Annotated in this window: 21 protein-coding genes, 2 pseudogenes and 1 other annotated feature; of the genes and pseudogenes, 12 read left to right on the forward strand and 11 right to left on the reverse strand. The window is 41.8% G+C overall.

Annotated elements, in window-relative coordinates; genetic code table 11:
• Positions 1–5 precede the first annotated feature (5 nt).
• The 5 genes from oppA (at position 6) to oppF (ending at position 5,580) form a co-directional block, all read left to right on the forward strand.
• On the forward strand, positions 6–1,649 hold the full coding sequence (gene oppA / locus Xentx_RS03060) for an oligopeptide ABC transporter substrate-binding protein OppA (protein WP_074018814.1): 1,644 nt from the start codon (positions 6–8) through the stop codon (positions 1,647–1,649).
• Positions 1,650–1,730: 81 nt separating this feature from the next.
• The gene (gene oppB, locus Xentx_RS03065; protein ID WP_074018815.1) at positions 1,731–2,651 is read left to right on the forward strand and encodes an oligopeptide ABC transporter permease OppB; all 921 of its coding nucleotides are present in this window, start codon (positions 1,731–1,733) and stop codon (positions 2,649–2,651) included.
• A 14-nt stretch (positions 2,652–2,665) separates the two neighbouring features.
• Positions 2,666–3,574, forward strand: a complete 909-nt coding sequence (gene oppC, locus Xentx_RS03070; RefSeq protein WP_074018816.1) for an oligopeptide ABC transporter permease OppC — start codon at positions 2,666–2,668, stop codon at positions 3,572–3,574.
• 9 nt (positions 3,575–3,583) lie between these two features.
• The gene (gene oppD / locus Xentx_RS03075) at positions 3,584–4,582 is read left to right on the forward strand and encodes an ABC transporter ATP-binding protein (RefSeq protein ID WP_074018817.1); all 999 of its coding nucleotides are present in this window, start codon (positions 3,584–3,586) and stop codon (positions 4,580–4,582) included.
• Entirely contained in the window at positions 4,579–5,580 is a 1,002-nt protein-coding gene (oppF, locus tag Xentx_RS03080) for a murein tripeptide/oligopeptide ABC transporter ATP binding protein OppF (protein WP_074018818.1), read from the forward strand. The genes oppD and oppF overlap by 4 nt, the downstream gene beginning before the upstream one ends.
• Positions 5,581–5,683: 103 nt before the next feature.
• Here oppF and Xentx_RS03085 read toward each other — a convergent pair whose 3' ends face one another.
• On the reverse strand, positions 5,684–6,013 hold the full coding sequence (locus tag Xentx_RS03085; protein WP_074018943.1) for an HI1450 family dsDNA-mimic protein: 330 nt from the start codon (positions 6,011–6,013) through the stop codon (positions 5,684–5,686).
• A 135-nt stretch (positions 6,014–6,148) separates the two neighbouring features.
• Entirely contained in the window at positions 6,149–7,612 is a 1,464-nt protein-coding gene (gene cls / locus Xentx_RS03090; RefSeq protein WP_074018819.1) for a cardiolipin synthase, read from the reverse strand.
• A 374-nt stretch (positions 7,613–7,986) separates the two neighbouring features.
• Between cls and Xentx_RS03095 the strand changes: the two genes are divergently transcribed.
• Together Xentx_RS03095 and tonB are read left to right on the forward strand one after the other, a co-directional pair.
• Positions 7,987–8,166, forward strand: a complete 180-nt coding sequence (locus tag Xentx_RS03095; protein ID WP_074018820.1) for a YciY family protein — start codon at positions 7,987–7,989, stop codon at positions 8,164–8,166.
• A 107-nt stretch (positions 8,167–8,273) separates the two neighbouring features.
• Complete coding sequence (gene tonB, locus Xentx_RS03100) at positions 8,274–8,969, forward strand: TonB system transport protein TonB (protein ID WP_074018821.1); 696 nt, start codon at positions 8,274–8,276, stop codon at positions 8,967–8,969.
• A 67-nt stretch (positions 8,970–9,036) separates the two neighbouring features.
• Here tonB and yciA read toward each other — a convergent pair whose 3' ends face one another.
• Both yciA and Xentx_RS03110 read right to left on the reverse strand, forming a co-directional pair.
• The gene (gene yciA / locus Xentx_RS03105; RefSeq protein WP_074018944.1) at positions 9,037–9,474 is read right to left on the reverse strand and encodes an acyl-CoA thioester hydrolase YciA; all 438 of its coding nucleotides are present in this window, start codon (positions 9,472–9,474) and stop codon (positions 9,037–9,039) included.
• A 77-nt stretch (positions 9,475–9,551) separates the two neighbouring features.
• Entirely contained in the window at positions 9,552–10,088 is a 537-nt protein-coding gene (locus tag Xentx_RS03110; RefSeq protein ID WP_074018822.1) for a septation protein A, read from the reverse strand.
• Positions 10,089–10,324: 236 nt separating this feature from the next.
• Here Xentx_RS03110 and Xentx_RS03115 point away from each other — a divergent pair, with 236 nt between their 5' ends.
• A complete protein-coding gene (locus Xentx_RS03115; RefSeq protein ID WP_074018823.1) occupies positions 10,325–12,031 on the forward strand; it encodes a SulP family inorganic anion transporter in 1,707 nt (568 codons plus the stop codon).
• A 77-nt stretch (positions 12,032–12,108) separates the two neighbouring features.
• On the opposite strand, the gene Xentx_RS03120 is transcribed toward Xentx_RS03115, so the two are convergent.
• On the reverse strand, positions 12,109–12,864 hold the full coding sequence (locus Xentx_RS03120) for a YciC family protein (protein ID WP_074018824.1): 756 nt from the start codon (positions 12,862–12,864) through the stop codon (positions 12,109–12,111).
• 232 nt (positions 12,865–13,096) lie between these two features.
• Here Xentx_RS03120 and Xentx_RS03125 point away from each other — a divergent pair.
• The 3 genes and pseudogenes from Xentx_RS03125 to ompW all read left to right on the forward strand — a co-directional run.
• Positions 13,097–13,231 (forward strand): annotated as a pseudogene (locus Xentx_RS03125) (helix-turn-helix domain-containing protein); the annotation flags it as partial.
• The gene (locus Xentx_RS03130) at positions 13,228–13,824 is read left to right on the forward strand and encodes a glutathione S-transferase family protein (protein WP_074018825.1); all 597 of its coding nucleotides are present in this window, start codon (positions 13,228–13,230) and stop codon (positions 13,822–13,824) included. The pseudogene Xentx_RS03125 and the gene Xentx_RS03130, both read left to right, overlap by 4 nt.
• Before the next feature lie 542 nt (positions 13,825–14,366).
• Positions 14,367–15,008, forward strand: coding sequence for an outer membrane protein OmpW (ompW, locus tag Xentx_RS03135; protein ID WP_074018826.1), 642 nt, complete (start codon positions 14,367–14,369; stop codon positions 15,006–15,008).
• A gap of 76 nt (positions 15,009–15,084) precedes the next feature.
• On the opposite strand, the gene trpA is transcribed toward ompW, so the two are convergent.
• From trpA to Xentx_RS03165, 6 genes are all read right to left on the reverse strand, one after another.
• Positions 15,085–15,891, reverse strand: coding sequence for a tryptophan synthase subunit alpha (gene trpA / locus Xentx_RS03140; RefSeq protein WP_074018827.1), 807 nt, complete (start codon positions 15,889–15,891; stop codon positions 15,085–15,087).
• Positions 15,891–17,081, reverse strand: a complete 1,191-nt coding sequence (gene trpB, locus Xentx_RS03145; protein WP_074018828.1) for a tryptophan synthase subunit beta — start codon at positions 17,079–17,081, stop codon at positions 15,891–15,893. Before trpB ends, trpA begins: the two co-directional genes overlap by 1 nt.
• Positions 17,082–17,111: 30 nt before the next feature.
• Positions 17,112–18,476, reverse strand: coding sequence for a bifunctional indole-3-glycerol-phosphate synthase TrpC/phosphoribosylanthranilate isomerase TrpF (gene trpCF / locus Xentx_RS03150; protein ID WP_074018829.1), 1,365 nt, complete (start codon positions 18,474–18,476; stop codon positions 17,112–17,114).
• Positions 18,473–19,477, reverse strand: a complete 1,005-nt coding sequence (gene trpD / locus Xentx_RS03155; RefSeq protein WP_074018830.1) for an anthranilate phosphoribosyltransferase — start codon at positions 19,475–19,477, stop codon at positions 18,473–18,475. Before trpD ends, trpCF begins: the two co-directional genes overlap by 4 nt.
• A 64-nt stretch (positions 19,478–19,541) precedes the next feature.
• Positions 19,542–20,120: a glutamine amidotransferase-related protein gene (locus Xentx_RS03160; RefSeq protein ID WP_074018831.1), complete on the reverse strand. Its 579-nt coding sequence runs from the start codon at positions 20,118–20,120 to the stop codon at positions 19,542–19,544.
• Positions 20,120–21,679 (reverse strand): anthranilate synthase component 1, encoded by a 1,560-nt coding sequence (locus tag Xentx_RS03165; protein ID WP_074018832.1) that lies wholly within the window; start codon positions 21,677–21,679, stop codon positions 20,120–20,122. The genes Xentx_RS03160 and Xentx_RS03165 overlap by 1 nt, the downstream gene beginning before the upstream one ends.
• A 58-nt stretch (positions 21,680–21,737) precedes the next feature.
• Positions 21,738–21,843: a sequence feature (Trp leader region), on the reverse strand.
• Positions 21,844–22,118: 275 nt separating this feature from the next.
• Between Xentx_RS03165 and Xentx_RS03170 the strand changes: the two are divergent.
• Positions 22,119–22,397 (forward strand): annotated as a pseudogene (locus Xentx_RS03170) (PHP domain-containing protein); the annotation flags it as partial.
• Positions 22,398–22,514 lie beyond the last annotated feature (117 nt).

The following is a 22,514-nucleotide window of genomic DNA, read 5'->3' on the forward strand; positions in this document are numbered from 1 at the left end:
ATAAGATGATAAACACAACAAAGAAAAAACTTGCTACTGGTATTACAGTGGCACTAGGTATGATGATCGGAGGGCAGGTCTTTGCAGCACAAGTGCCTGCTGGCGTGCAACTTGCAGATGCTGCAAAACAGGTGCTGGTTCGCAACAATGGCTCGGAACCCCAATCATTGGATCCACATAAAATCGAAGGCGTACCGGAATCTAACATCGCCCGTGATTTGTTTGAAACTCTGGTGATCAATGATCCTGATGGTAAAATTATACCGGGAGTTGCAGAAAGTTGGGAAAATAAGGATTTCAAAGTTTGGACATTCCATCTGCGTAAAGATGCAAAATGGTCAAATGGTGACCCTGTCACTGCGCAGGATTTTGTCTATAGCTGGCGCCGTATATCAGATCCAAATACCGCGTCCCCCTATGCAAGTTTTCTTCAATATGCCCATATTCTTAATGTCGACGATGTCATCAAAGGTAAACAGAAACCGGAAGCACTGGGCGTTAAGGCATTAGATGACCATACATTGCAATTAACACTTAGTGAAGCAGTTCCTTATCTAGTCAGATTATTTGTTCACCCGACAACATCTCCCGTCCATCGAGCAACAATTGAAAAATATGGTGAAAGATGGACACAACCACAGAATTTTGTTGGTAATGGCGCTTATAAACTGAAAAGCTGGGTGATCAATGAACGCCTTGTTTTCGAACGCAGTCCAACGTATTGGGACGATAAAAACACAGTCATTAATCAAGTGACTTTCTTGCCTATTTCGTCTGAAGTTACGGATGTTAATCGCTATCGCGCTGGCGAAATTGAAATGACTTATACCAACTTACCAGTCGAACTATTTCAAAAACTAAAAAAAGAAATTCCCGAACAGTTGCGTGTAAACCCATATTTATGTACTTATTATTATGAAATAAATAACCAGAAACCACCATTTGATGATCCCCGTGTGCGCACTGCACTGAAATTAGGTATGGATCGCGATATCATAACTTATAAGGTCAAGAATCAGGGAGACTCACCTGCCTATGGTTATACTCCCCCCTTTATTGCTGACTTCAAAGATGAGAAACCAGACTGGTATGCTAAGTTGAATCAGCAGCAGCGTAATGAAAAAGCGAAAAAACTCTTGGCAGAAGCTGGTTTTACCAAAGATCATCCTCTGAAAATTAATCTTTTGTATAACACTTCTGATCTACATAAAAAATTAGCCATTGCCGCGGCATCCATTTGGAAAAAGAATATTGGTGTTGAGGTTTCCCTCGAAAACCAAGAATGGAAAACTTTTCTTGATTCCCGCCATCAGGGTAATTACGACATTGCCCGTGCAGGGTGGTGTGCGGATTACAACGAAGCGTCCTCTTTCCTGAACTCTATGTTATCTAACAGCAGCAATAACACCGCTCACTATAAGAGCAAAGAATTTGATGCCTTGATGAAACAATCGCTGCAAGTCAAAACAGATGAAGAACGTGCGGAGGTCTATGCCAAGGCAAATGCTGTATTGGACAAAGACTCTGCGATAGTTCCTCTTTTTTACTATGCGAGTACCCGTTTAGTGAAACCTTATGTAGGTGGTTATACCGGTAAAGATCCATTGGAAAACCTGCATACTAAAGATCTGTACATAATAAAACATTAGGAATTAGCAGGTGATCTAGTAGGGTCACCTGCTTGTTAAATAATTAAAAGCCACGGTTTGGCTAAACAGTAGGAACGGGCAATGTTAAAATTTATTTTACGTCGCTGCTTAGAGGCGATCCCGACTCTTTTTATACTTATTACTATTTCGTTTTTTATGATGCGGCTTGCTCCGGGTAGCCCATTTACAGGGGAGAGGAAGCTACCGCCAGAGGTTATGGCAAATATTGAAGCGAAATATCATCTAAATGATCCTATCTATAAACAATATTTCAATTACTTGATCCAGCTTTCTAAAGGGGATTTTGGCCCTTCATTCAAATATAAAGACTATAGTGTCAATGATCTGGTTGCAGAGGCTTTGCCTGTTTCTGCTAAATTGGGCTTTGCTGCTTTTATTATGGCAATCATATTTGGGGTCAGTGCAGGCGTTATTGCAGCATTGAACCAGAATACCAAATGGGATTATACGGTGATGGGGTTTGCCATGACAGGGGTTGTGATCCCCAGTTTCGTGGTCGCCCCTTTATTAGTGTTGATATTCGCCATTACATTAAAATGGTTGCCGGGAGGAGGTTGGAATGGCGGGGCACCTAAATATATGCTTTTGCCAATGGTTGCACTTTCCCTCTCTTACATTGCCAGTATATCCCGTATTACCCGCGGTTCCATGATAGAAGTTTTGCATTCCAATTTTATTCGTACGGCACGAGCCAAGGGTTTGCCATTGCGAAAGATTATTTTCCGTCATGCGTTAAAACCTGCCTTATTACCCGTTATCTCTTACATGGGGCCTGCGTTCGTAGGCATCATTACGGGTTCGATGGTTATCGAAACTATTTTCGGTTTACCTGGCTTGGGTCAATTGTTTGTCAATGGCGCATTAAACCGTGATTACTCACTGGTGCTTAGTTTGACGATTCTGGTGGGGAGCTTGACCATTATGTTTAATGCCATCGTTGATGTGCTGTATGCCGTCATTGATCCGAAAATTCGTTATTAGAACTGGAGCACGCAATGTTACTGAATAAAAAAAATAGCGAAGCTCTGGAAAACTTTTCTGAGCAACTGGAAATTGAAGGCCGCAGTTTGTGGCAAGATGCACGTCGCCGTTTTATGCATAACAAGGCGGCGATTACGAGTTTATGTATTCTAATTCTGATCACATTATTTGTGATCTTAGCCCCGATGTTGTCCCAATTTGCTTACGATGATACAGATTGGAATATGATGACAATGCCGCCTGATTTTGAATCCAAACACTATCTTGGCACCGATTCATCAGGGCGTGACCTGCTGGTACGTGTTGCCATTGGAGGACGTATTTCATTGATGGTTGGGATTGCCGCAGCTTTAATTGCCGTGTTATTTGGTACTTTGTATGGTGCGATGTCAGGCTATCTTGGTGGCAAAACTGACATGGTTATGATGCGTTTGTTGGAAATTCTCAACTCTTTCCCATTCATGTTCTTCGTTATCCTTCTGGTTACTTTCTTTGGTCAAAACATCCTGTTGATTTTCGTTGCAATTGGCATGGTGTCGTGGTTGGACATGGCACGTATCGTCCGTGGTCAGACATTGAGTTTAAAACGCAAGGAATTCATCGAAGCAGCGTTGGTTTGTGGGGTTTCTACCCGTAATATCGTTTTGCGCCATATCGTACCAAACGTATTGGGTGTTGTGGTGGTTTATGCCTCATTACTTGTACCTAGCATGATCCTGTTTGAATCCTTCTTAAGCTTCCTTGGTTTGGGAACTCAGGAACCTCTCAGCAGTTGGGGAGCTTTGTTAAGTGATGGCGCCAACTCAATGGAGGTAGCTCCGTGGTTACTGTTATTTCCGGCAGGCTTTCTGGTAATGACCCTGTTTTGTTTTAACTTTATTGGTGACGGCCTGAGAGATGCCCTCGACCCGAAAGACCGTTAAGGAGAGCCTATGAATAGCGTAGAAACTTCGAAAAAAGTTGAATCACTCTTATCGGTAAGAGACCTAAATGTTGTCTTCAGCACTCCTGACGGTAATGTGACTGCCGTAAATAAATTGAATTTTGACTTACAGGCCGGAGAAACATTGGGGATCGTGGGAGAATCTGGCTCTGGCAAATCGCAGACGGCATTTGCATTAATGGGTTTATTGGCCAGCAATGGCTCTGTCAGTGGTTCCGCTAATTTCAATGGACGAGAAATTCTCAACCTGAAAGAAAAAGAGCTGAACCGAATGCGGGCAGAAGAGATCTCGATGATATTTCAAGATCCCATGACTTCTCTTAACCCTTATATGCGGGTGGGTGATCAATTAATTGAAGTATTGATGCTGCACAAACGTATGAGTAAAAGCGCGGCTTTTGAAGAATCTGTCCGTATGCTGGATGCCGTTAAGATGCCAGAGGCACGTAAGCGCATGAAAATGTATCCACATGAATTCTCTGGTGGTATGCGCCAACGAGTCATGATTGCTATGGCGTTATTATGTCAGCCTAAGTTGTTGATTGCTGATGAACCGACAACGGCATTGGACGTGACCGTTCAGGCACAGATTATGACGTTGCTTAATGAGCTGAAAAAAGAGTTTAACACTGCCATCATCATGATTACCCATGACCTGGGGGTGGTTGCAGGTATTTGTGACAAAGTATTAGTTATGTATGCCGGAAGAACGATGGAATATGGCACGGCGCGTGATGTATTTTATCAGCCCACACATCCATACTCTATCGGGTTATTGAATGCTGTTCCTCGTCTGGATGGTGATGAGGAATCATTAGAAACGATTCAAGGTAATCCCCCCAATTTATTGCGTTTGCCAAAGGGATGTCCATTCCAGCCGCGTTGTCAATTTGCTACTGAGCGTTGTGTCCATGAGGAACCTCAGTTGGAGAAATTTGACCTTGGACGCTTGCGTGCCTGCTTTAAACGCCAGGAGGAATTAGTATGAGCACAATCGCTGAAAAACGTGTCTTATTGGAGGTTAATGACCTCAAAGTCTATTTTGATATTAAAGATGGAAAACAGTGGTTCTGGCAGCCGACAAAAACCTTAAAAGCGGTAGATGGCGTTACTTTAAGGCTATATGAAGGTGAAACTCTGGGAGTTGTGGGAGAATCTGGCTGTGGGAAATCAACACTTGCCAGAGCAGTCATTGGATTAGTAAAAGCATCTGGCGGCGGAGTCACCTGGCTTGGCCAGAACTTGTTGGATATGAATGACAAACAATGGCGGGATATTCGTAATGATATTCAGATGATTTTTCAAGATCCTCTGGCATCGTTGAATCCGCGTATGACCATTGGTGATATTATTGCGGAGCCATTAAAAACGTATTATCCCAAAATGAAAGATGGGGAAATAAAAGAAAAAGTTCAAAAGATGATGATGCGGGTAGGATTGTTACCTAATCTAATAAATCGTTACCCCCATGAATTCTCTGGAGGACAGTGTCAGCGTATTGGCATCGCTCGCGCCTTGATTCTGGAGCCTAAATTAGTTATCTGTGATGAACCTGTCTCAGCACTGGATGTTTCTATTCAGGCACAAGTCGTTAACTTATTGCAAGAATTACAGCGGGAAATGGGACTTTCTTTGATATTTATTGCTCATGACCTATCGATAGTAAAGCACATATCAGACCGCGTTTTGGTGATGTATTTGGGGAATGCTGTAGAATTAGGCACTTACGATGAAGTTTATCATAATCCGTTGCATCCATATACCCGAGCGCTTATGTCGGCGGTGCCGATCCCTGATCCAGACAAAGAGCGTAACAAGCATATTGAATTGTTGGAAGGAGAACTGCCTTCACCGATTGATCCCCCGTCTGGATGTGTATTCCGCACTCGCTGTCCAATGGCTGATGCTGAATGTGCCAAGACTCGGCCGTTGCTTGAAGGAAGTTTTAAACATGCGGTGTCTTGCCTTAAGGTTGATCCACTTTAATCAGTTAGATTCGGTTAACATGACACTGTCACGAATTTAAATTCAATGCCCTCACAATGAGGGCATTTTTACTAATCGGGGGATATTGAGGAACACTGTCTGATTATTTTTTCCATAGGATATGGCAGATGGGGTGGGATTTTTCCCGGCAGATTAAAACACGGGCAAAGATGTCATCAATTTCGGCATCGTCTGATTCAGCCAGGCCAATAATGACTTCTGAAAAAAAGTCTGGATCCAAATCAAAATCAACATGTTCAAGCCAGACTCCTGAAGGTTCCATTAATTCAACACCGCCCCGTTCTTCAAATTGCAAATTAAACAATAGGCTGTCAGCCGGATCGAGATGAGAAAGCGCTTGTTCCAAAAAGATATCATAAGCTTTTTCAAGCGCTTCATCTTCAGTTATTCGGTTATTTAAGTCCAATTGCATAGAATGTGTCGGTTGATTTTCCATGATGCAAGATCCGAGATTAATCACAAGATAAAATTAAAACATGTTCTGTATCGAATGAATACTTTTATTCGTGTTGAAAAAATGAATGGTCAATTTGTTTTCTGTCATGGATTATAAAAGTGGGCTGAAAAAGTAACAGATACGTTCAAGGATACGATGCCACACAGGACGTTTTTCCCATTTATTGTTTGCAAGCAATGTTGAACGCATAATATAGCCTTGTTGAACCAGCGTTAAATCATTGCCAAAGTGTTCATCATCAATTACCACTGTAATTTCAAAATTTAGCCATAAGCTGCGCATATCTAAATTGACAGAACCGACCATACTGAGTTGCCCATCGACTAAGACGCTCTTAGTGTGTAACAAACCATCTTCAAATTGATAAATTTTCACGCCGGCTTCCAGTAATTCCGAAAAAAATGCCCGACTGGCCCAGCGAACAAGAAATGAGTTATTTTGGCTTGGTACGATGATACTGACATCTACACCGCGCATGGCCGCAGTGCAAATTGCATGCATTAAATCATCACTGGGAACAAAATACGGGGTAGTAAGAATAAGTTGTTTGCGGGCAGCAAAAATAGCGGTCATTAGGGATTGCTGGATCAACTCATCAGGGAACCCTGGTCCGGAAGCAATAACTTGAGCTATATGGACACTGGCTTGTTCAAAGGGCATGGTGACACCGTCAGACGGAGGAGGAGGAAGATGACGCTGTCCCGTTTCCATTTCCCAGTCAAAAGCGTAAATGATCCCCAGTGTTGTCGTAACAGGGCCTTCCATTCTCACCATGATATCGACCCATTGACCGACCCCTGCATCCTGTTTAAAAAAACGAGGGTCAACCATATTCATGCTACCGGTGTATGAAATATGATTATCAATCAGAATAATTTTCCTATGCTGGCGTAAATCCATACGACGTAAGAATAAACGGAAGATATTCACTTTTAGCGCTTCGACAAATTCAATACCTGCTTTGCGCATAATATCAGGATAAGGGCTACGGAAAAATTGCCAGCTTCCTGCTGAATCTACCATGATTCGACATTTGACACCGCGTTTGGCAGCGTGCATCAGAGCATCAGTGACCTGATCAACCAGCCCTCCGGATTGCCATATATAGAACACCATTTCAATATTGTATTTGGCATTTTCAATATCATGAACAATCGCTTTTAGCGAGTTATCATAAGATGTCATTAATTGCATTTTGTTGCCTCTGACACCTTTGAGCTTTTGTCGACGCTCACACAGTTGAAACAGCGGAGTAGCAACTTCACTGTTTCCATCGGCAAAAATTTGAGGGGAGTTTCTTAACTCGGCCAACCACTTGACTACAGATGAACGCATTTGTCTGGCTTGCTCAACTCTGCGTTTGCCAAGATGTAATTCTCCGAATGACAAATAAGCAATGATCCCAACTAAAGGAAAAATGTAGATAATAAGTAACCACGTCATTGCTGATGTCACTGGACGACGTTTCATTAAAACTCGAATAGTGATACCGGCAATAATCAGCCAGTAGAAAAAAATCGCCAGCCAGCTCAGTACAGAGTAGAAAGTTGTCATATGTGGCAATCAATCCTATTTATTTAAATATTTAATGTAGTCATTGCCGCAAGTTTCTAGAAATTCGGGCAAACTATCAACTTAATATCATTAATTGAAAAGAATGCAATTTTAGCAAAAAAGCGCTAATTATGATAAATATCATTAATATTTAGCTATTTATAACTACGATTTGACTTCACAAACTGTATGAAATATATGCAAATTGATATAAATAAATCATGAATGGTTGATGATAGTTATTAATCTGATGATTTCGAACAATGTACTATTATTCCCAGAGTCAGGAAGTAGATTGGCAATGGGTTGACATCGCTAATAGTGACAATTAAGAATAATGTTATTTATCCAATGAGAGATTATCCGGAATACTTATGAAACATAGCAGAAGAGAAATCGGGCGTTGGAGAAGGCTCCGCCAAGGTATTTGTCGTCGCCGTCGCTGGTTGGAAGGGCAGTCACGTCGTAATTTACGAATATATGCACTGCGTAAGGCAGATGCTTATAAGCGTCGTAGATCGATTCTATTCACTCAGAATGTAGAGTGGATTTAATACCAGTAACCTTAGAAAAATACAAGTTAAGGACAGATGTTTTTGAATCTTTATTGAATATGATAGTCATTTGCATTTAAACTAATATCTATCTAAAACTGACTATCATGCTGCTAAGCAAGAATTCTCTTATGCGTTGGATACATTGGCCGATACTACTTTCCATTTGTTTACACATTTCTATTGCTGCGGCACTTTTCCATGCCATTAAACCAGGAGAACAGGCAAAAGTTATACCTATGTCTGTTGCCATGATTCAATTGGCGGCTGAAGAGGCACCTGTTTCTAAACCTGCCGTGTCTGAATCACTTCCTGAGCCAGAACCTGAGCCGGAGCCTGAACCTATTGCGGAAATTGCTCTACCTAAACCTGAAAAGAAAAAAATTGTCAAAAAAGAAATCAAGCCTAGAGAGAAAAAGACAGAAAAAGCTTCAGAACAACCGCTGAAACCTATTTCTGATCAAGAAACTCAGACGGCAAAGAATTTGGATGATCAAAAATCGGATCACCATACCATTAGTGAAAAAGCTGGCGTACAAAGCGGACCAAAGGCATTGAATAGGCCAGATCCCGTTTACCCATCCAGAGCACAACAGTTGGGGACTGAGGGAACGGTAAAGGTAAAATTTGATATTGATGAAAATGGTCGAGTTAAGAATATTGAAATTATTTCTGCCAATCCGAAAAATGTCTTTGAACGTGAAGTGAAAAAAGCGATGAGAAAATGGCGTTATGAAAAAATTCCTGCTATCGGACATATAACGACTATCGAGTTTAAAACTACTGGTATTTCACAATCTTAACTTACCAAAACGTTTCTTTCCCGAATAGGGGATGTAAAGCATCCCCTAACTTCATCAGCAAAATGAATTATGACTCTGAATCACTGCTTTCCAATTTAAAGTGCCTTTTGTCTTCAGGCAAAGGACGGGAAGTGTTATTTTCATCAACAGCAACATACGTGAAAACGGCTTCTGTTGCACGGTAACGTTGACCGACTGGCTCAGAAGCCACTTTTTTCACCCATACCTCAATATGAATGGTGATAGATGAATTTCCCGTTTTGAGACAACGGGCGTAGCAGCATACGACGTCACCTACCGCAACCGGTTTCAGAAAACTGATGCCATTTACGCTAACTGTTACTACGCGCCCCAGAGCAATCTCTTTTGCCAAAATTGCACCGCCAATATCCATTTGAGACATCAGCCAGCCACCGAAAATATCTCCATTGGCATTAGTATCAGCAGGCATAGCGAGTGTACGGAGAACCAATTCTCCGTTTGGTAAGCATTGTTGTTGTGTCATTAGAAAACTTGCTTTATTTGGTGAATACAACAATACCTGCCGCTGCATCGGCAGGTATCCATATGAAGGTCATTATATTATTTTTGTTCGCGAGGCAGATGACGGTAGATATATACCACACTCAATACAGTCAAGACTAGTGTCAATGCCGTTAACCCGAACACTTTAAAGTTTACCCAAACATCCTGGGGTAGCCAGAAAGCGACATAAATATTTGCTAATGCACAGGCAATAAAGAAGATTGCCCAAGCCATATTCAGTTTGTTCCAGACAAAATCAGGCAATTCTAACTCTTTGCCTAACATCCGTTGAATTAACGGCTTTTTCATCACCCATTGGCTGATAAGTAGTACCAGAGCAAAGATGGCATAAATTACAGTCACTTTCCATTTAATAAATAGATCACTGTGGAAGGCCAGTGTCAGAGTGCCGAAAACAGCGACCATAACAAATGTAATTAAGGAGGATTTCTCAACTCTACGATAAATGAAGTAAGTAATGACAACAGCTAACCCTGTTGCTGCAATCAAGGCGCCAGATGCATAGAAAATGTCGTACATTTTGTAGACGACGAAGAAAACGACTAGCGGCAAAAAGTCTAAAAGTTGTTTCATAAATTGAACCCATTGTGAAGTCAATGATGGCATGTTTTTGAATTTGTGCCAAAGTGTACCAGATCTCAATGAAATGGTTTATTTATCAGGTAAAAAACATTTTTCATCTGTTTGGGTAATTTTATCACAATGAGCGACAAGCTAAGTGTGGGAGAGGGGAAGTCTGTGAGTTTCCATTTAGCAACGCATTAACGCATTATAACTAGGTTCCATTTTCACCAAAGGACATAAAGGCCATGTTGTGGGAAAGATTACATCGCTGGATGCCAGGCTTGGGAAATATTTGTCATTATCGTAGAGAATATTTTAGCCATGATATGCGAGCTGGCCTCTCTGTTGCAGCAGTAGCGCTGCCCGTTGCGATAGCTTATGCTGAATTAATGGGGATCAGCGCCATTATTGGTTTATATGCCTGCATTTTACCGATGTTTGCATATGCACTGTTCGGTACTTCGCGACAGTTGATTGTTGGACCTGATGCTGCAACTTGTGCTGTTATTGCCGCTGCTGTTACACCATTGGCATTGGGGAATGAGCATGTTCGTTGGCAGCTTGCTATAGTTATGACGTTAATGACGGGATTTTGGTGTATTTTGGCTAGCCATTTTCGATTAGGCGCTTTCGCTGATTTTATATCTCGTCCCATTTTGAAAGGCTTTATTAATGGTGTTGCGATTACCATTATGGCTGATCAGCTTGCTAAAGTTTTTGGGCTGTTTGGGTTACCTATGGAATTAATTGAAAGATTGATTTCACTTCCCCATAAATTGTTAGAATCTCACTGGCCGACGGTAGGGATGTCAGTAATGACGCTGCTGGTACTGCTTAGTGTACATTTCCTCCGTCCGAGTTGGCCTGCGCTACTGGTGGCAATGATTGTATCGACTTATATTAGTTGGCAATTTGAACTCAGCCAATATGGTATTCAGATTGTGGGTAGTATGGGGAGCGGTTTGCCTATTGTTCCTATACCCGAATTTGAACCCGGTATCATACGTGATTTAGTTGTTCCTTCCATTAACTTAGCGCTGATCAGTTTCGTCAGTTTTATGATGACTGCTCGTAGTTTTGCCAGTAAAAATGGCTATCAAGTCGATGCAGATCTAGAACTTAGGGCTTTGGGTATCGCTAATATTGCTTCGTCATTATCACAAGGTTTTGCTGTTAGTGCTGCTGGTAGTCGTACTGCGGTCAATGATGCGATTGGTGGTAAAACGCAGATTGTGTCGGTGATAGCAGCTTGTGCCATCTTGCTGGTATTGCTGTTTATGACAGAAGCTCTGGTGTATATCCCGCTGTCTTCACTGGGTATTGTTTTAATCTTTTCCACTTGGTCTTTATTGAGTTTAAAGAATCTTTGGTCTTATCGGAAACGTAATCGTCAGGCTTTTACTTTGTCAATTTTTACGTTAATCGCCGTTTTGCTGGTGGGAGTGATCGATGGTATCGGTTTTGCCGTTTTGTTGGGGTTATTGCAATTTTTGCGGATAGTTTTTCGGCCTTCGGATCAATTATTGGGAGTAAATGACCAAGGTATGGTTCGTTCTATCCGTCAGAATAATGATATCAAACCTGTAGATGGTATTATGATGTACCGCTTTAATTCTCCTCTCACTTATTTTAACGTCGGATTTTTCAAAAAACGCGTCTTACAGTATGTGAACAGTGCTGCAAATAGTCCTGTGTGGTTAGTGGTCGATGCGACGGTTAGTTTTACCTACGATGATGTCAGTGTTTTTGCCGTGTTAGATGAGTTAATCACAGAATTAAAAGAGAAAGGTGTAACATTGGTTTTGGCAGGGCGCAGAACAGAGCTGAATCGCTGGATTAAACAGAACAAACTGAGTCGCAGCGATGAAGATTTGATAGTTGTGCCGGATCTCTATTTTGCTATTCGTTTAATCCAAAGTAAGCAACAAATTGAGGAAAAACAGGAAAAGTAAATGAAGTTTATCTTTTTCCAGTTCACCTCACCTCACTGCAATGTAGTGAGGTGAAAGGTAATTATGTTAAGTGATTATTACATACCATTTGTGGTCTTATTTTGTGGCTTGACCAACATATACAAGCGGAATAGGTAAATCAGCAACAGGGATGATAACAGATTATCCAGCGCTGTTAGCAACATATCGGGCATTTTTGTCAGTACAAGAGCCAGAATTAGCTTGGCGATAAGCCATAGCAGTATCGCTGGGATCAACAACCGCATATGACCAAATGCCAACTTCCAACTATTTTGCATGGCTGCAAAAACATTTTTGCCTTTTTCAAACAAAAAAATAGGAGCCAGTGAGAATGCAATAGAAAACAGTATCCCTGGCAGAACCATTAAAGCGTAGCCGATTTGGACCAACAGGGTACAAATAAGCATTAGCAAGAACATCTTAGGTAGTTGTGTTATTGATAATGTACTGGCACTAATGGCATTAGTTTGCTGACCGCTAGAGATAGCACTGATGAGTACCAGCATACTGGCCGTTAGTAGGGTACTACCAAATATGTGGGTAAATAAAACTCCGAACATTGTGCGCATTAACATGAACTGCTCATCTGGCGTTAATTGCATCACGAAACGTTGGATACCTGTATTGCCTGACTCTTTGACTATATTTTGCAATTCAGCTAATAAATTGAGCTGTTCATCATTAGGCATGAGTAAATGCCCCAGCAGTGTTGTCACCAGCGCGGCTAAGACAGAGAGGATGACAATATTCAACCATTGATTCTTTAAAAAGTTGATGCTGTCACGATACAGGGTATTTGCCGTGATGGGCATGAAAGTGGCTCCTATCAAATAAAACAACAATAGGACACAATTGTACCTTTTGGCCTAGTGGAAGCGAAGCTGTAAAATAGACATTTGGCTTTTTTGAACCACATTAACACGGTACACAACTTAACTAAGAGTGGTGTTGGTCTGAAAGTACTGACTAGATATGTACCGCCATCGACACTAAAGCAGCCACCGGCAAACTGATCTTCAGTATTTTCTCGGCACTGGCTGAGTGTTGAACGAGGAACAACAGGCCGTACTCGAATGCCAGAAAGAAGGAAGCAGTATCAATGCCGTGGCGCGTGAATTTAACACCACACGCCAAAAAATTCTCAGGATTAAATCCGCAAATCAGGAATCAACATTATGAAAATATATACTTACCCTAAAAGTAGATCGTTGAGAGTTCTCTGGACTCTGGAAGAGATCGGGGCGCCTTATGAATCGGTCAAGGTTGATCTGTTTAATCCGACTTCTTGCATAAAATCCCCCCATTCACGAGGAAAAGTCCCTTTTCTGAGTGATGGAGATGTGTCCATTGAAGAGACACTGGCAATATGTATCTATATTTGTGAAAAATATTCTTCTACAACATTCTATCCTGCCGAACCGAAACTGAGGTCCACTATTAACTCATGGTTGAGCTATGCTCTTACTGACCTCGAGTCTCCAGTGTGGAACTTATTGAAACAGCAAGTTTTCATTCCAGAAAATCAGCGAAACTCAGGGCTCATAGATTACGCCAAAAGCGAAGCAAATAGAGCAGTTAACCAAATCAGGCTAAATAAAGGTTACGAATGGATAACAGGCTCTAACTTTACGTTAGCTGATATCTTCGTGACACACACTCTGTTGTGGGCAAAACTATGTGGTATAGCTATAAATTCAGAAATAAAGGATTACATGGACAGGGCTATGAGTCGACCTACCTATTTGAAGGCCCAGGAAAGAAATAATCGTTAAAAATGATAGACGAGTGGCGGTTGTGGCTATTCAATACTGCACTTTCGGGGGTTCTTATACGGAAGCGCATTAACAGATGTTGTCAAATTGTAGCTTCGCTCCCACTGAGCCTTGTTGGGAGAATTATTGGATACCTAAGATTTACTCCAGTGCTTGATCCTGCATCTTGAGGCTGGTGAGGGTAAGAATTCTTCCTTGCCAAGCCCCTTCATTGTGGATTTTATAAAAATGATCATTTCATTAACTTTGTGTTAATAAATTCATGAGAGACTGGAATATTAAATAAGGGTTCTTAGTATATTATTATTTATTGTTATTCATTCAAAAATTGACTTCAATATATAAATCATGGATGGCATTAAAATTAATACGCAGAGAATTTTGATTTGGATCAATTTAAAATATTCAATAAATGAAATAATAAAACAGTAAATACATTACTTCGCTAAAAATATTTAAAAGATGTGATCTGTCTTAGATCACAATAGTAAACAAACGGATATATTTCGGACTACTTTAAAACCACATAAATGGGATGGATAATGAAGAAGATTTCTGCGCTTGTATTAGCTGCTGCTACGTTAGCCCCGTCATTAACTTTTGCCCATGAAGCAGGTGATTTCCTGTTTCGTACAGGTACAGCAACGGTAAGGCCGCATGCGGGTTCTGATAATGTATTAGGATTGGGATCTTTTGGTGTCAATAATAATACTCAGTTGGGTTTAACTTTTGGTTACATGATTACTGATAATATTGGTGTCGAGTTATTGGCAGCAACACCATTTCAGCATAAAGTCAGTTTACCAGGAGCGGGTGAAATCGCTGAAGTTAAACATTTACCACCAACTCTAATGGCACAATATTATTTTGGTGCTACAGAAAATGAATTTCGTCCTTATGTTGGGATTGGTGTTAACTATACTACTTTCTTTAGCGAAAAATTTACTAATAATGAAACTGTAAAGGGCGCTAATTTAAATAGCCTGGATCTAAAAGATTCTTGGGGTATCGCTGGGCAGGTTGGCCTGGATTATCAACTGAACAAAAACTGGATGCTGAATACTTCGCTTTGGTGGATGAATATTGAAACTGATGTGAAATTCAAAGTCGGTGATGTAGATAAAAAATATAAAACCCGCCTTGACCCGTGGGTCTTTATGTTCGGTGTTGGTTATAGTTTCTAATTAAAGCTACGTGTGTTTGACTTTGACATAAGAGAGAACCAATGGGGCGTCATTGCCCCATTTTTTGATAGCATGCTTATAATTGTGTGGCGTTTTTCATTGTTCGAACGAAATTTATTAATTTTTCCAGCATCATTTTGGGTTGATGCAAGTTATCTTCAATAATTTTGACAACAGCTGAACCTGAAATTGCACCCGCAGCACCGCTATTGAGAGCAGTCATAACTTGCTCTGGCTCTGAAATGCCAAAACCTTGTATAGCAGGGGCAGCGTGATATTCTTTGAGCTTATTGACAATATGATTAAGTGGCTGTTGAGCGCGATTTTCACTACCAGTTACTCCCGCTCTTGATAGCAGATAGGTATATCCACGTCCAAATGAAGCCACTTCACGCAGCAAATTATCATCTGCATTAGGGGGGCAAATAAAGATCGGGGCAATATTATGCTTTATGGCAGCTGAACGGAAAGGCGATGACTCAGATAATGGCACATCAGCGACAAGTACGGAGTCAACACCAGCGCTTTTGCAGCGATGATAAAACTCATCAATGCCATTGTGGAAGACGAGATTGGCGTAAACTAATAGGCCAATGGGTATATCAGTGTGTTTAGCCCGAATTTTAGCCAGCAGGTCAAAACATAATGTGGGAGTGACCTTGGATGATAACGCACGCAGATTGGCATTTTGGATAGTTGGGCCGTCAGCAAGGGGATCTGAGAACGGAATACCCAATTCAAGCGCATCAGCACCACCTGAAATTAAGGTATCAATAATTTCCAACGACAATTCGGGATTAGGATCGCCGAGAGTGACAAAAGGAACAAAAGCACCTTGGTTTTGGTTTTGCAGCTTCTTAAAAAGTTGTTCGTAACGTCCCATCAGATTTCCCCCCTGGATTTTAAAATATCGTGAACGGTAAAGATGTCTTTGTCACCACGGCCAGATAAATTGACAATTAATAATTGTTCTTTGTCTGGAGCCTCATGAATCATTTTCAAGGCATAAGCCAAAGCATGAGAGGATTCCAGTGCAGGAATGATACCTTCATTGCGTGAGAGTTTCTGGAAGGCTTCCAGCGCTTCATCATCCGTAATTGAAACATAATCGGCTCTACCGATGCTGTTTAAATAGGCATGTTGCGGACCAACGGAAGGAAAATCTAAACCCGCCGAAATGGAATAAGATTCTTCAATTTGCCCGTCTTCTGTCTGCATAATTGGCGCTTTCATGCCAAAGTAAATTCCCAATCTTCCGTGTTTCAGTGGGGCACCATGCTCTCCAGTTTCAATACCATGTCCCGCAGGCTCAACACCGATCAAGCGGACATCATTTTCTGGAATGAATTCAGCAAACAAACCGATGGCATTTGAACCACCACCAATGCAGGCAATGACGGCATCAGGTAAACGGCCTTCTTTTTCCAGGATTTGAGCTTTGGCTTCTTCACCAATCATACGTTGAAATTCTCGTACCATTGTCGGATATGGGTGAGGGCCAGCCGCCGTGCCCAATAGATAATGCGCTTTTTCATAGCAACCCGACCAGTCACGCATTGCTTCGTTACAAGCATCTTTCAAGGTTGCCGAGCCGCTGTGAACAGGGATCACTTCTGCCCCCATCAAACGCATGCGAAAAACATTGGGCGATTGGCGTTCAATATCTTTTGCTCCCATATAAATACGGCACTTCAGCCCTAATAACGCACAAGCCAAGGCGGTTGCGACGCCATGTTGACCAGCGCCTGTTTCAGCAATGATTTCATGCTTTCCCATGCGTTTTGCCAACAATGCTTGTCCTAAAACCTGATTGGTTTTGTGAGCACCGCCGTGGAGCAAATCTTCACGTTTCAAGTACAAACGTGTTTTTGTCCCTTTAGTCAGGTTTTGACACAGCGTTAAGGCAGTGGGTCTGCCTGCATAGTTTTTCAAGAGATCCTGAAATGTATGCTGAAATTCAAGATCTTTCTGTGCGTCAATAAAGGCTTCTTCTAATTGGTTAAGTGCAGGGATCAAAATTTGTGGCACAAATTGTCCACCAAAGTCGCCAAAATAAGGATTCAATTTACTCATTGTTCTACTCATCCATTTTTATCTGAAAAATTAGTGATAACAGCGCAATTGTTGAAACACCTGCTTGATTTTCTGGCTGCTTTTGATACCCGGAGACACTTCAACTCCTGAGTTAAAATCCAGTCCATAACAGCCAAATGTTGCTGCCAGTTGGCAGTTTTCAGCGTTCAGGCCACCAGCCAGAAAACTGTTATGCTGAATTAGTGGGTTGATTAACTGCCAGTCAAATGGTTTTCCTGTTCCTCCTGCTCCGTTATCCAACAATAAGTGATCAACATGAGATATTGCGGAAAATTCCGCAGCATTAGACATATTAATGGCTTTCCAAATTTCACAATGTTCAGGTAGTACCGCGCGTAGGGAGTTAATGTAGTTTTCATCTTCACCTCCGTGCAGTTGAACTGCGGTGAGCGAAAGCCTACGGGCGATATTATTGACAAAATCAATGGGTTGATTTTGAAACACGCCAACATATAGAAGAGAGGCTTCATTGATAATTTGTTGAGCTTTTTCCAGGCTGATTTTGCGCGGTGATTTTTCGGCAAAAATTAAACCACCGTAAACGGCACCCATTTGCAATGCGGCTTTGGCATCTTGTGGGCGAGTCAGGCCACAAACTTTGTTATCACCCAAAATCAGGCGGCGTAAAGCGAGATCTAAATTTTGTTGTGCCATTAAAGAACTACCTATAAGAAAACCATCGGCAAATTGGCTTAATTCCCGCACCTGGCGATGCTGGTGGATACCGGATTCGCTGATGACGATAGTGTCTTCAGGTAAACCAATAGACAGTTTACGGGTACGCTCTATATCAATGGACAAATCACGGAGATCCCGATTATTGATACCAATAACTTTTGCTCCCAATTTAATTGCACGTTGCCGCTCATCCTCATTACTGACTTCGGTCAGTACACCCATATCAAGACTGTGTGCCAATGCAGACAATTTACGATACGCATCATCATCAAGGACAGAAAGCATAAGTAAAATAGCATCAGCTTGATAATAACGGGCGAGGTAAACCTGATAGTCATCAATAATAAAATCTTTGCACAAAACAGGTTGATGTACTGTAGAACTGACCATTGCCAGAAAATCATAACTGCCCTGAAAGTATTTTTCATCGGTCAAGACAGAGATTGCAGCAGCATAAGGTTGATAAGTTTTAGCAATATGAACGGGATCGAAATCTTCACGAATCAATCCCTTTGAAGGGGATGCCTTTTTGCATTCTAAAATAAAAACGGTTTGCTTATGGGTCAACGCCTGATAAAACCGACGGTGACTTGGAACGATAGCATCAATAAAATTCTCCAGCGGTTGTTCTGCCTTACGAGTAATCAGATATGCCACTTTATCTTCAACAATTTTCTGTAATACGCTGGTTTTCATGATTTAGTCCTTGCTGCCAATGCCGTTACTTTTTCATAAGCCTGGCCGCTGTAAATAGTATCGAGTGCCAATTGAGTATTTTCCCGTAGATCTTCTTGCCCATGGATCTTCATTAACAGAGCCACATTGGCTGCTACGGCATGAGCATGGGCTTTGCTTCCGCGACCTCGCAATAACATTGCCAACATGTTGCGGTTTTCTTCTGGTGATCCACCTTTCAGTGAAGATATTGGATGGTTTGGCAAACCAAAATCTGTTGCTGTTAACTGATATTGGTTAATTTCACCGTGATGAAGTTCTGCAACATAGGTTGGTGCATGTAAGGCAACTTCGTCCATTCCTCCGCTGTGTACAACGGCGGCGCGTTGATAACCTAAAGTGTGTAAGGTATGGGCGATGGGTTCAACTAATTCGGGACTATAGACTCCGATGAGAGACACAGGAGGACGCGCCGGATTGATCAACGGACCAAGCACATTAAATAATGTCCGGGTTTTTAGTTGTTGGCGAACTTGAACCGCATGACGGAATCCGCTGTGATATTGAGGGGCGAACAGGAAACAGACACCAATCTCATCCAAGGCACTGCGTGATTCTTCAGCTTGGGCATCCAATGCAATGCCGAATGCAGCTAATAAATCAGATGATCCAGACCGACTGGAAATACTGCGATTTCCATGTTTTGCCACCTTAAGGCCACAAGCAGCAGCAATAAAGGCGCTGGTTGTTGAAATGTTAATGCTATTGGAACCGTCGCCACCTGTGCCGACGATATCACAAAACGTGTAATCAGGACGAGGAAAGGGAGCTGCGTTCGTCAGGAACGCCTGGGCTGCGCCCGCAATTTCTTGTGGTTGTTCTCCCCGTAACTTCAGGCTAATTAATATCGCAGACAGTTGTATATCGCTTAGCTCACCATGAATAATGGCAGTGAATAACTGTTGGCTTTCTTGTTGTGTCAGTGCCTGGGCACTGAATAATTTGTCAAAAATCAACTGCATTTTCCCATCCCTTCAAGTTTAGTGCCTTTAATTCGATACCCTTAAATTCACAACCTTTAAATCGTCAGCTCAATGCCCAAGCCAGAGTTTGTTCAAGCAGCCTGGCACCTCGTGTAGTCAAAATAGATTCGGGATGGAACTGAAAACCACAAACTTTGTGCTCATCATGACGTACAGCCATCACGATATCGCCACATAAAGCAGAGACAGTCAGTGCTGTCGGAGCATGCACAGCGGCAAGAGAATGGTAACGAGCAACAGACAAAGGATTTGGTAGGCCGGAAAACATATCTTTCCCATCATGGATAGCTGGTGTTGCCCTGCCATGCAGAATTTCCTGAGCAGCAGAGACATTTCCTCCATAAGCTTCAATAATTGCCTGATGCCCAAGACAAATTCCGATTATTGGGATCTGGCTTATTACTTGCTTAAGCAATTCAGGCATACAGCCTGCCTCTGATGGTTTACCTGGACCAGGAGATAACATTAAAAGAGGAGATTCCATCTCATTAAGTTTGGTAATAATAATGTTTGCTGACACTGTATTGCGGTAAACAACGACATGGTGACCATGAGTACGCAGTTGATCCACGAGGTTGTATGTGAAGGAGTCCACATTATCGAGTAAAAGAATATTAGCCATCAGAATGTCACCTCCACATGATGCGCTTGTGCAATTGCACGAATAACAGCTCTGGCTTTACTGTGAGTTTCATCTACTTCTGACTGGGGAATGGAGTCCAGTACTACACCTACTCCAACTTGAATGGTAGCTTGGTCGTTTTCCACATAAGCAGAACGGATCACTATGCAGGTATCAAAATCCCCCTTGCCAGTGAAGTAACCGACGGCTCCGCCATAACTGCCACGTCGTTCTCCTTCATGTTCTGCGATGAGTTGCATAGCCCGAACTTTAGGGGCTCCCGTCAATGTGCCCATATTCATGCAGGCTTGATAGGCATGGAAGGCATCTAAATCATGCCGGAGCGTACCGACAACACGGGAAACCAGATGCATAACAAACGAATAGCGATCGACTTTGGTTAAATCGGCAACATATCGACTGCCTGGTTCGCAGATACGGGCTAAATCGTTGCGAGCCAAATCAACTAACATTACATGCTCAGACATTTCTTTAGCATCTGTGCGCATTTCCAGCTCAATTCGGCTATCAAGATCGGCATCTAGTTCCCCGTTATTATCGCGTCCGCGTGGTCGAGTACCGGCAATCGGATAAATTTCGATCTGGCGGTTGCTGGCATCATATTTAAGAGCACTTTCTGGTGAAGCACCAAACAGGCAAAAATCTTGATCTTGCATAAAAAACATATAAGGGCTTGGATTTTGTTTTTTCAATACATGATAAGCACTCAGCGGAGAAGGGCATGGCAAGGTGAAACGACGTGATGGAACTACCTGAAAAACATCCCCCTGACGGATAAATTGTTGTAATTTGTGCACGATATTCGCGTATTGCTCATCACTTTGATTACAGCCAACAGTTATATCAGGCAGTGTGACAGGCAAGAGTGGTTGAAGTGGGGTTGAAATAGTTGAAACCAAGGTGGCTAAACGCGCTTTAAGACGTTTTTTTTCTGAATCCGATTCGCCAAACAATGAAGTTTGCAGACGTGAATGTTTATCTTGATGATCGATCACTAATAACGTCTCTGCGAGATAAAAACAGAAATCGGGGCAGCGTTGATGATTTTTTACTGTAGGTAATGGTTCAAATCCAGCTACTAAATCGTAAGCAAACAATCCACCAACAAAAATGGCATCGGGAGATTCTGAGAAGGATGCTAATGCTGCAAGGGCACGCAATGCGTCGAAAACTGAATCGGATTTTAGTCGGCTATCTTCGTCCAGATTGTGCTCAATAGCAGGAAACCGTGCCCGCATAACTGTCGACGCTACATCTAATTGGGCTTTGTCTGCAAGTAAATTAGCGAGTATTGGGAACAGGTTTTGGCCATTTTCAGTGAGCGCTTCAAAAGTAACTTGACGCTCGTTGGCTGTAATGCGCATAGCACTATCAATGATCAAGATGCTCTTGAGATTCTTTTTACTGTGAATTTCAGCAGAATCCAGCAATAACGTTGCTGGGCGGTTACCACAAAGTTGATGAAAAAGCAGTGTTGGATCTGTTTGATAGAGAGTATCTTCCTGATTTATAAATATATTAAATTCTTTGCCAGTCATCTTCACACCCCCGTTTCTAATCTTTTTTCATAAAAACTTGCGTTATAAGAAAATAGTTATAAAAAAACCCGCCTTTTAGGGCGGGTTTTGGCACTTGCGTATCTATACTTAACTTATGTGCGCGAGCCAACCGCCCTGACTGGGAAGTTGTGCCACCAACTCTTTGACTGCTTAATTTGCATAAATACGATCATTTCGAATGCCTTATCTGTTCAATGGTTTTTGATAAAGAATGTTTTAATTAACCTTTGTACTAGTAAACTGATTCGTGATTTACTTGTCAATGATTTTTTTATGTCGGTAAACTATATTCATTATCATTGTTTCAACAAACTCGCTCCTTAAACTTCACTCTTGTGTTATCATTGCCGCTTTGCGCTTCATATCATTTGATAGATAGTGCCTTTGTTTCCCCACCCGAAAAACAGGTAAAAAAACAATGACTGAAGCCGCCAGTGAAATGACAAAACGCTATGATTTGCATAGTCATACGACCGCTTCAGATGGTGTGTTGTCACCTGAGCAGCTCGTGGACAGAGCCATTGCCATGGGTATTGATGTACTGGCAATCACCGATCATGATACGACGGACGGTATTCCGTCAGCCTTAAACCATATTCAGCAAAATAATTTGCCATTAACGTTGATATCTGGCGTTGAAATTTCGACATTATGGCAAAATCTGGAAATTCATATCGTTGGTTTAAATATTGATATCAACTCTATGTCCTTAAGGTAATGAAATGGACACCTCCCCAAATCGGCTCCAGTGAGCCATGCTGAATACATCAGCAAAATATGAAGAGGTGTCCCATGGAACAAATTATCGGAATTG

The organism is Xenorhabdus thuongxuanensis (genome assembly GCF_001908095.1).
In the GTDB taxonomy this organism is placed as follows: domain Bacteria; phylum Pseudomonadota; class Gammaproteobacteria; order Enterobacterales; family Enterobacteriaceae; genus Xenorhabdus; species Xenorhabdus thuongxuanensis.

What these genes read in the sequence shown, in the direction of transcription:
- oppC (WP_074018816.1), top strand. Translation starts at nt 2,666, where the DNA reads ATGTTACTGAATAAAAAAAATAGCGAAGCTCTGGAAAACTTTTCTGAG.
- Xentx_RS03165 (WP_074018832.1), bottom strand. Translation starts at nt 21,679, where the DNA reads ATGACTGGCAAAGAATTTAATATATTTATAAATCAGGAAGATACTCTC.
- Xentx_RS03160 (WP_074018831.1), bottom strand. Translation starts at nt 20,120, where the DNA reads ATGGCTAATATTCTTTTACTCGATAATGTGGACTCCTTCACATACAAC.
- yciA (WP_074018944.1), bottom strand. Translation starts at nt 9,474, where the DNA reads ATGACACAACAACAATGCTTACCAAACGGAGAATTGGTTCTCCGTACA.
- Xentx_RS03130 (WP_074018825.1), top strand. Translation starts at nt 13,228, where the DNA reads ATGAAAATATATACTTACCCTAAAAGTAGATCGTTGAGAGTTCTCTGG.
- ompW (WP_074018826.1), top strand. Translation starts at nt 14,367, where the DNA reads ATGAAGAAGATTTCTGCGCTTGTATTAGCTGCTGCTACGTTAGCCCCG.
- Xentx_RS03120 (WP_074018824.1), bottom strand. Translation starts at nt 12,864, where the DNA reads ATGCCCATCACGGCAAATACCCTGTATCGTGACAGCATCAACTTTTTA.
- Xentx_RS03115 (WP_074018823.1), top strand. Translation starts at nt 10,325, where the DNA reads ATGTTGTGGGAAAGATTACATCGCTGGATGCCAGGCTTGGGAAATATT.
- oppB (WP_074018815.1), top strand. Translation starts at nt 1,731, where the DNA reads ATGTTAAAATTTATTTTACGTCGCTGCTTAGAGGCGATCCCGACTCTT.
- oppA (WP_074018814.1), top strand. Translation starts at nt 6, where the DNA reads ATGATAAACACAACAAAGAAAAAACTTGCTACTGGTATTACAGTGGCA.
- oppF (WP_074018818.1), top strand. Translation starts at nt 4,579, where the DNA reads ATGAGCACAATCGCTGAAAAACGTGTCTTATTGGAGGTTAATGACCTC.
- Xentx_RS03110 (WP_074018822.1), bottom strand. Translation starts at nt 10,088, where the DNA reads ATGAAACAACTTTTAGACTTTTTGCCGCTAGTCGTTTTCTTCGTCGTC.
- Xentx_RS03085 (WP_074018943.1), bottom strand. Translation starts at nt 6,013, where the DNA reads ATGCAATTGGACTTAAATAACCGAATAACTGAAGATGAAGCGCTTGAA.
- trpCF (WP_074018829.1), bottom strand. Translation starts at nt 18,476, where the DNA reads ATGAAAACCAGCGTATTACAGAAAATTGTTGAAGATAAAGTGGCATAT.
- tonB (WP_074018821.1), top strand. Translation starts at nt 8,274, where the DNA reads ATGCTGCTAAGCAAGAATTCTCTTATGCGTTGGATACATTGGCCGATA.
- trpA (WP_074018827.1), bottom strand. Translation starts at nt 15,891, where the DNA reads ATGGGACGTTACGAACAACTTTTTAAGAAGCTGCAAAACCAAAACCAA.
- oppD (WP_074018817.1), top strand. Translation starts at nt 3,584, where the DNA reads ATGAATAGCGTAGAAACTTCGAAAAAAGTTGAATCACTCTTATCGGTA.
- Xentx_RS03095 (WP_074018820.1), top strand. Translation starts at nt 7,987, where the DNA reads ATGAAACATAGCAGAAGAGAAATCGGGCGTTGGAGAAGGCTCCGCCAA.
- trpB (WP_074018828.1), bottom strand. Translation starts at nt 17,081, where the DNA reads ATGAGTAAATTGAATCCTTATTTTGGCGACTTTGGTGGACAATTTGTG.
- cls (WP_074018819.1), bottom strand. Translation starts at nt 7,612, where the DNA reads ATGACAACTTTCTACTCTGTACTGAGCTGGCTGGCGATTTTTTTCTAC.
- trpD (WP_074018830.1), bottom strand. Translation starts at nt 19,477, where the DNA reads ATGCAGTTGATTTTTGACAAATTATTCAGTGCCCAGGCACTGACACAA.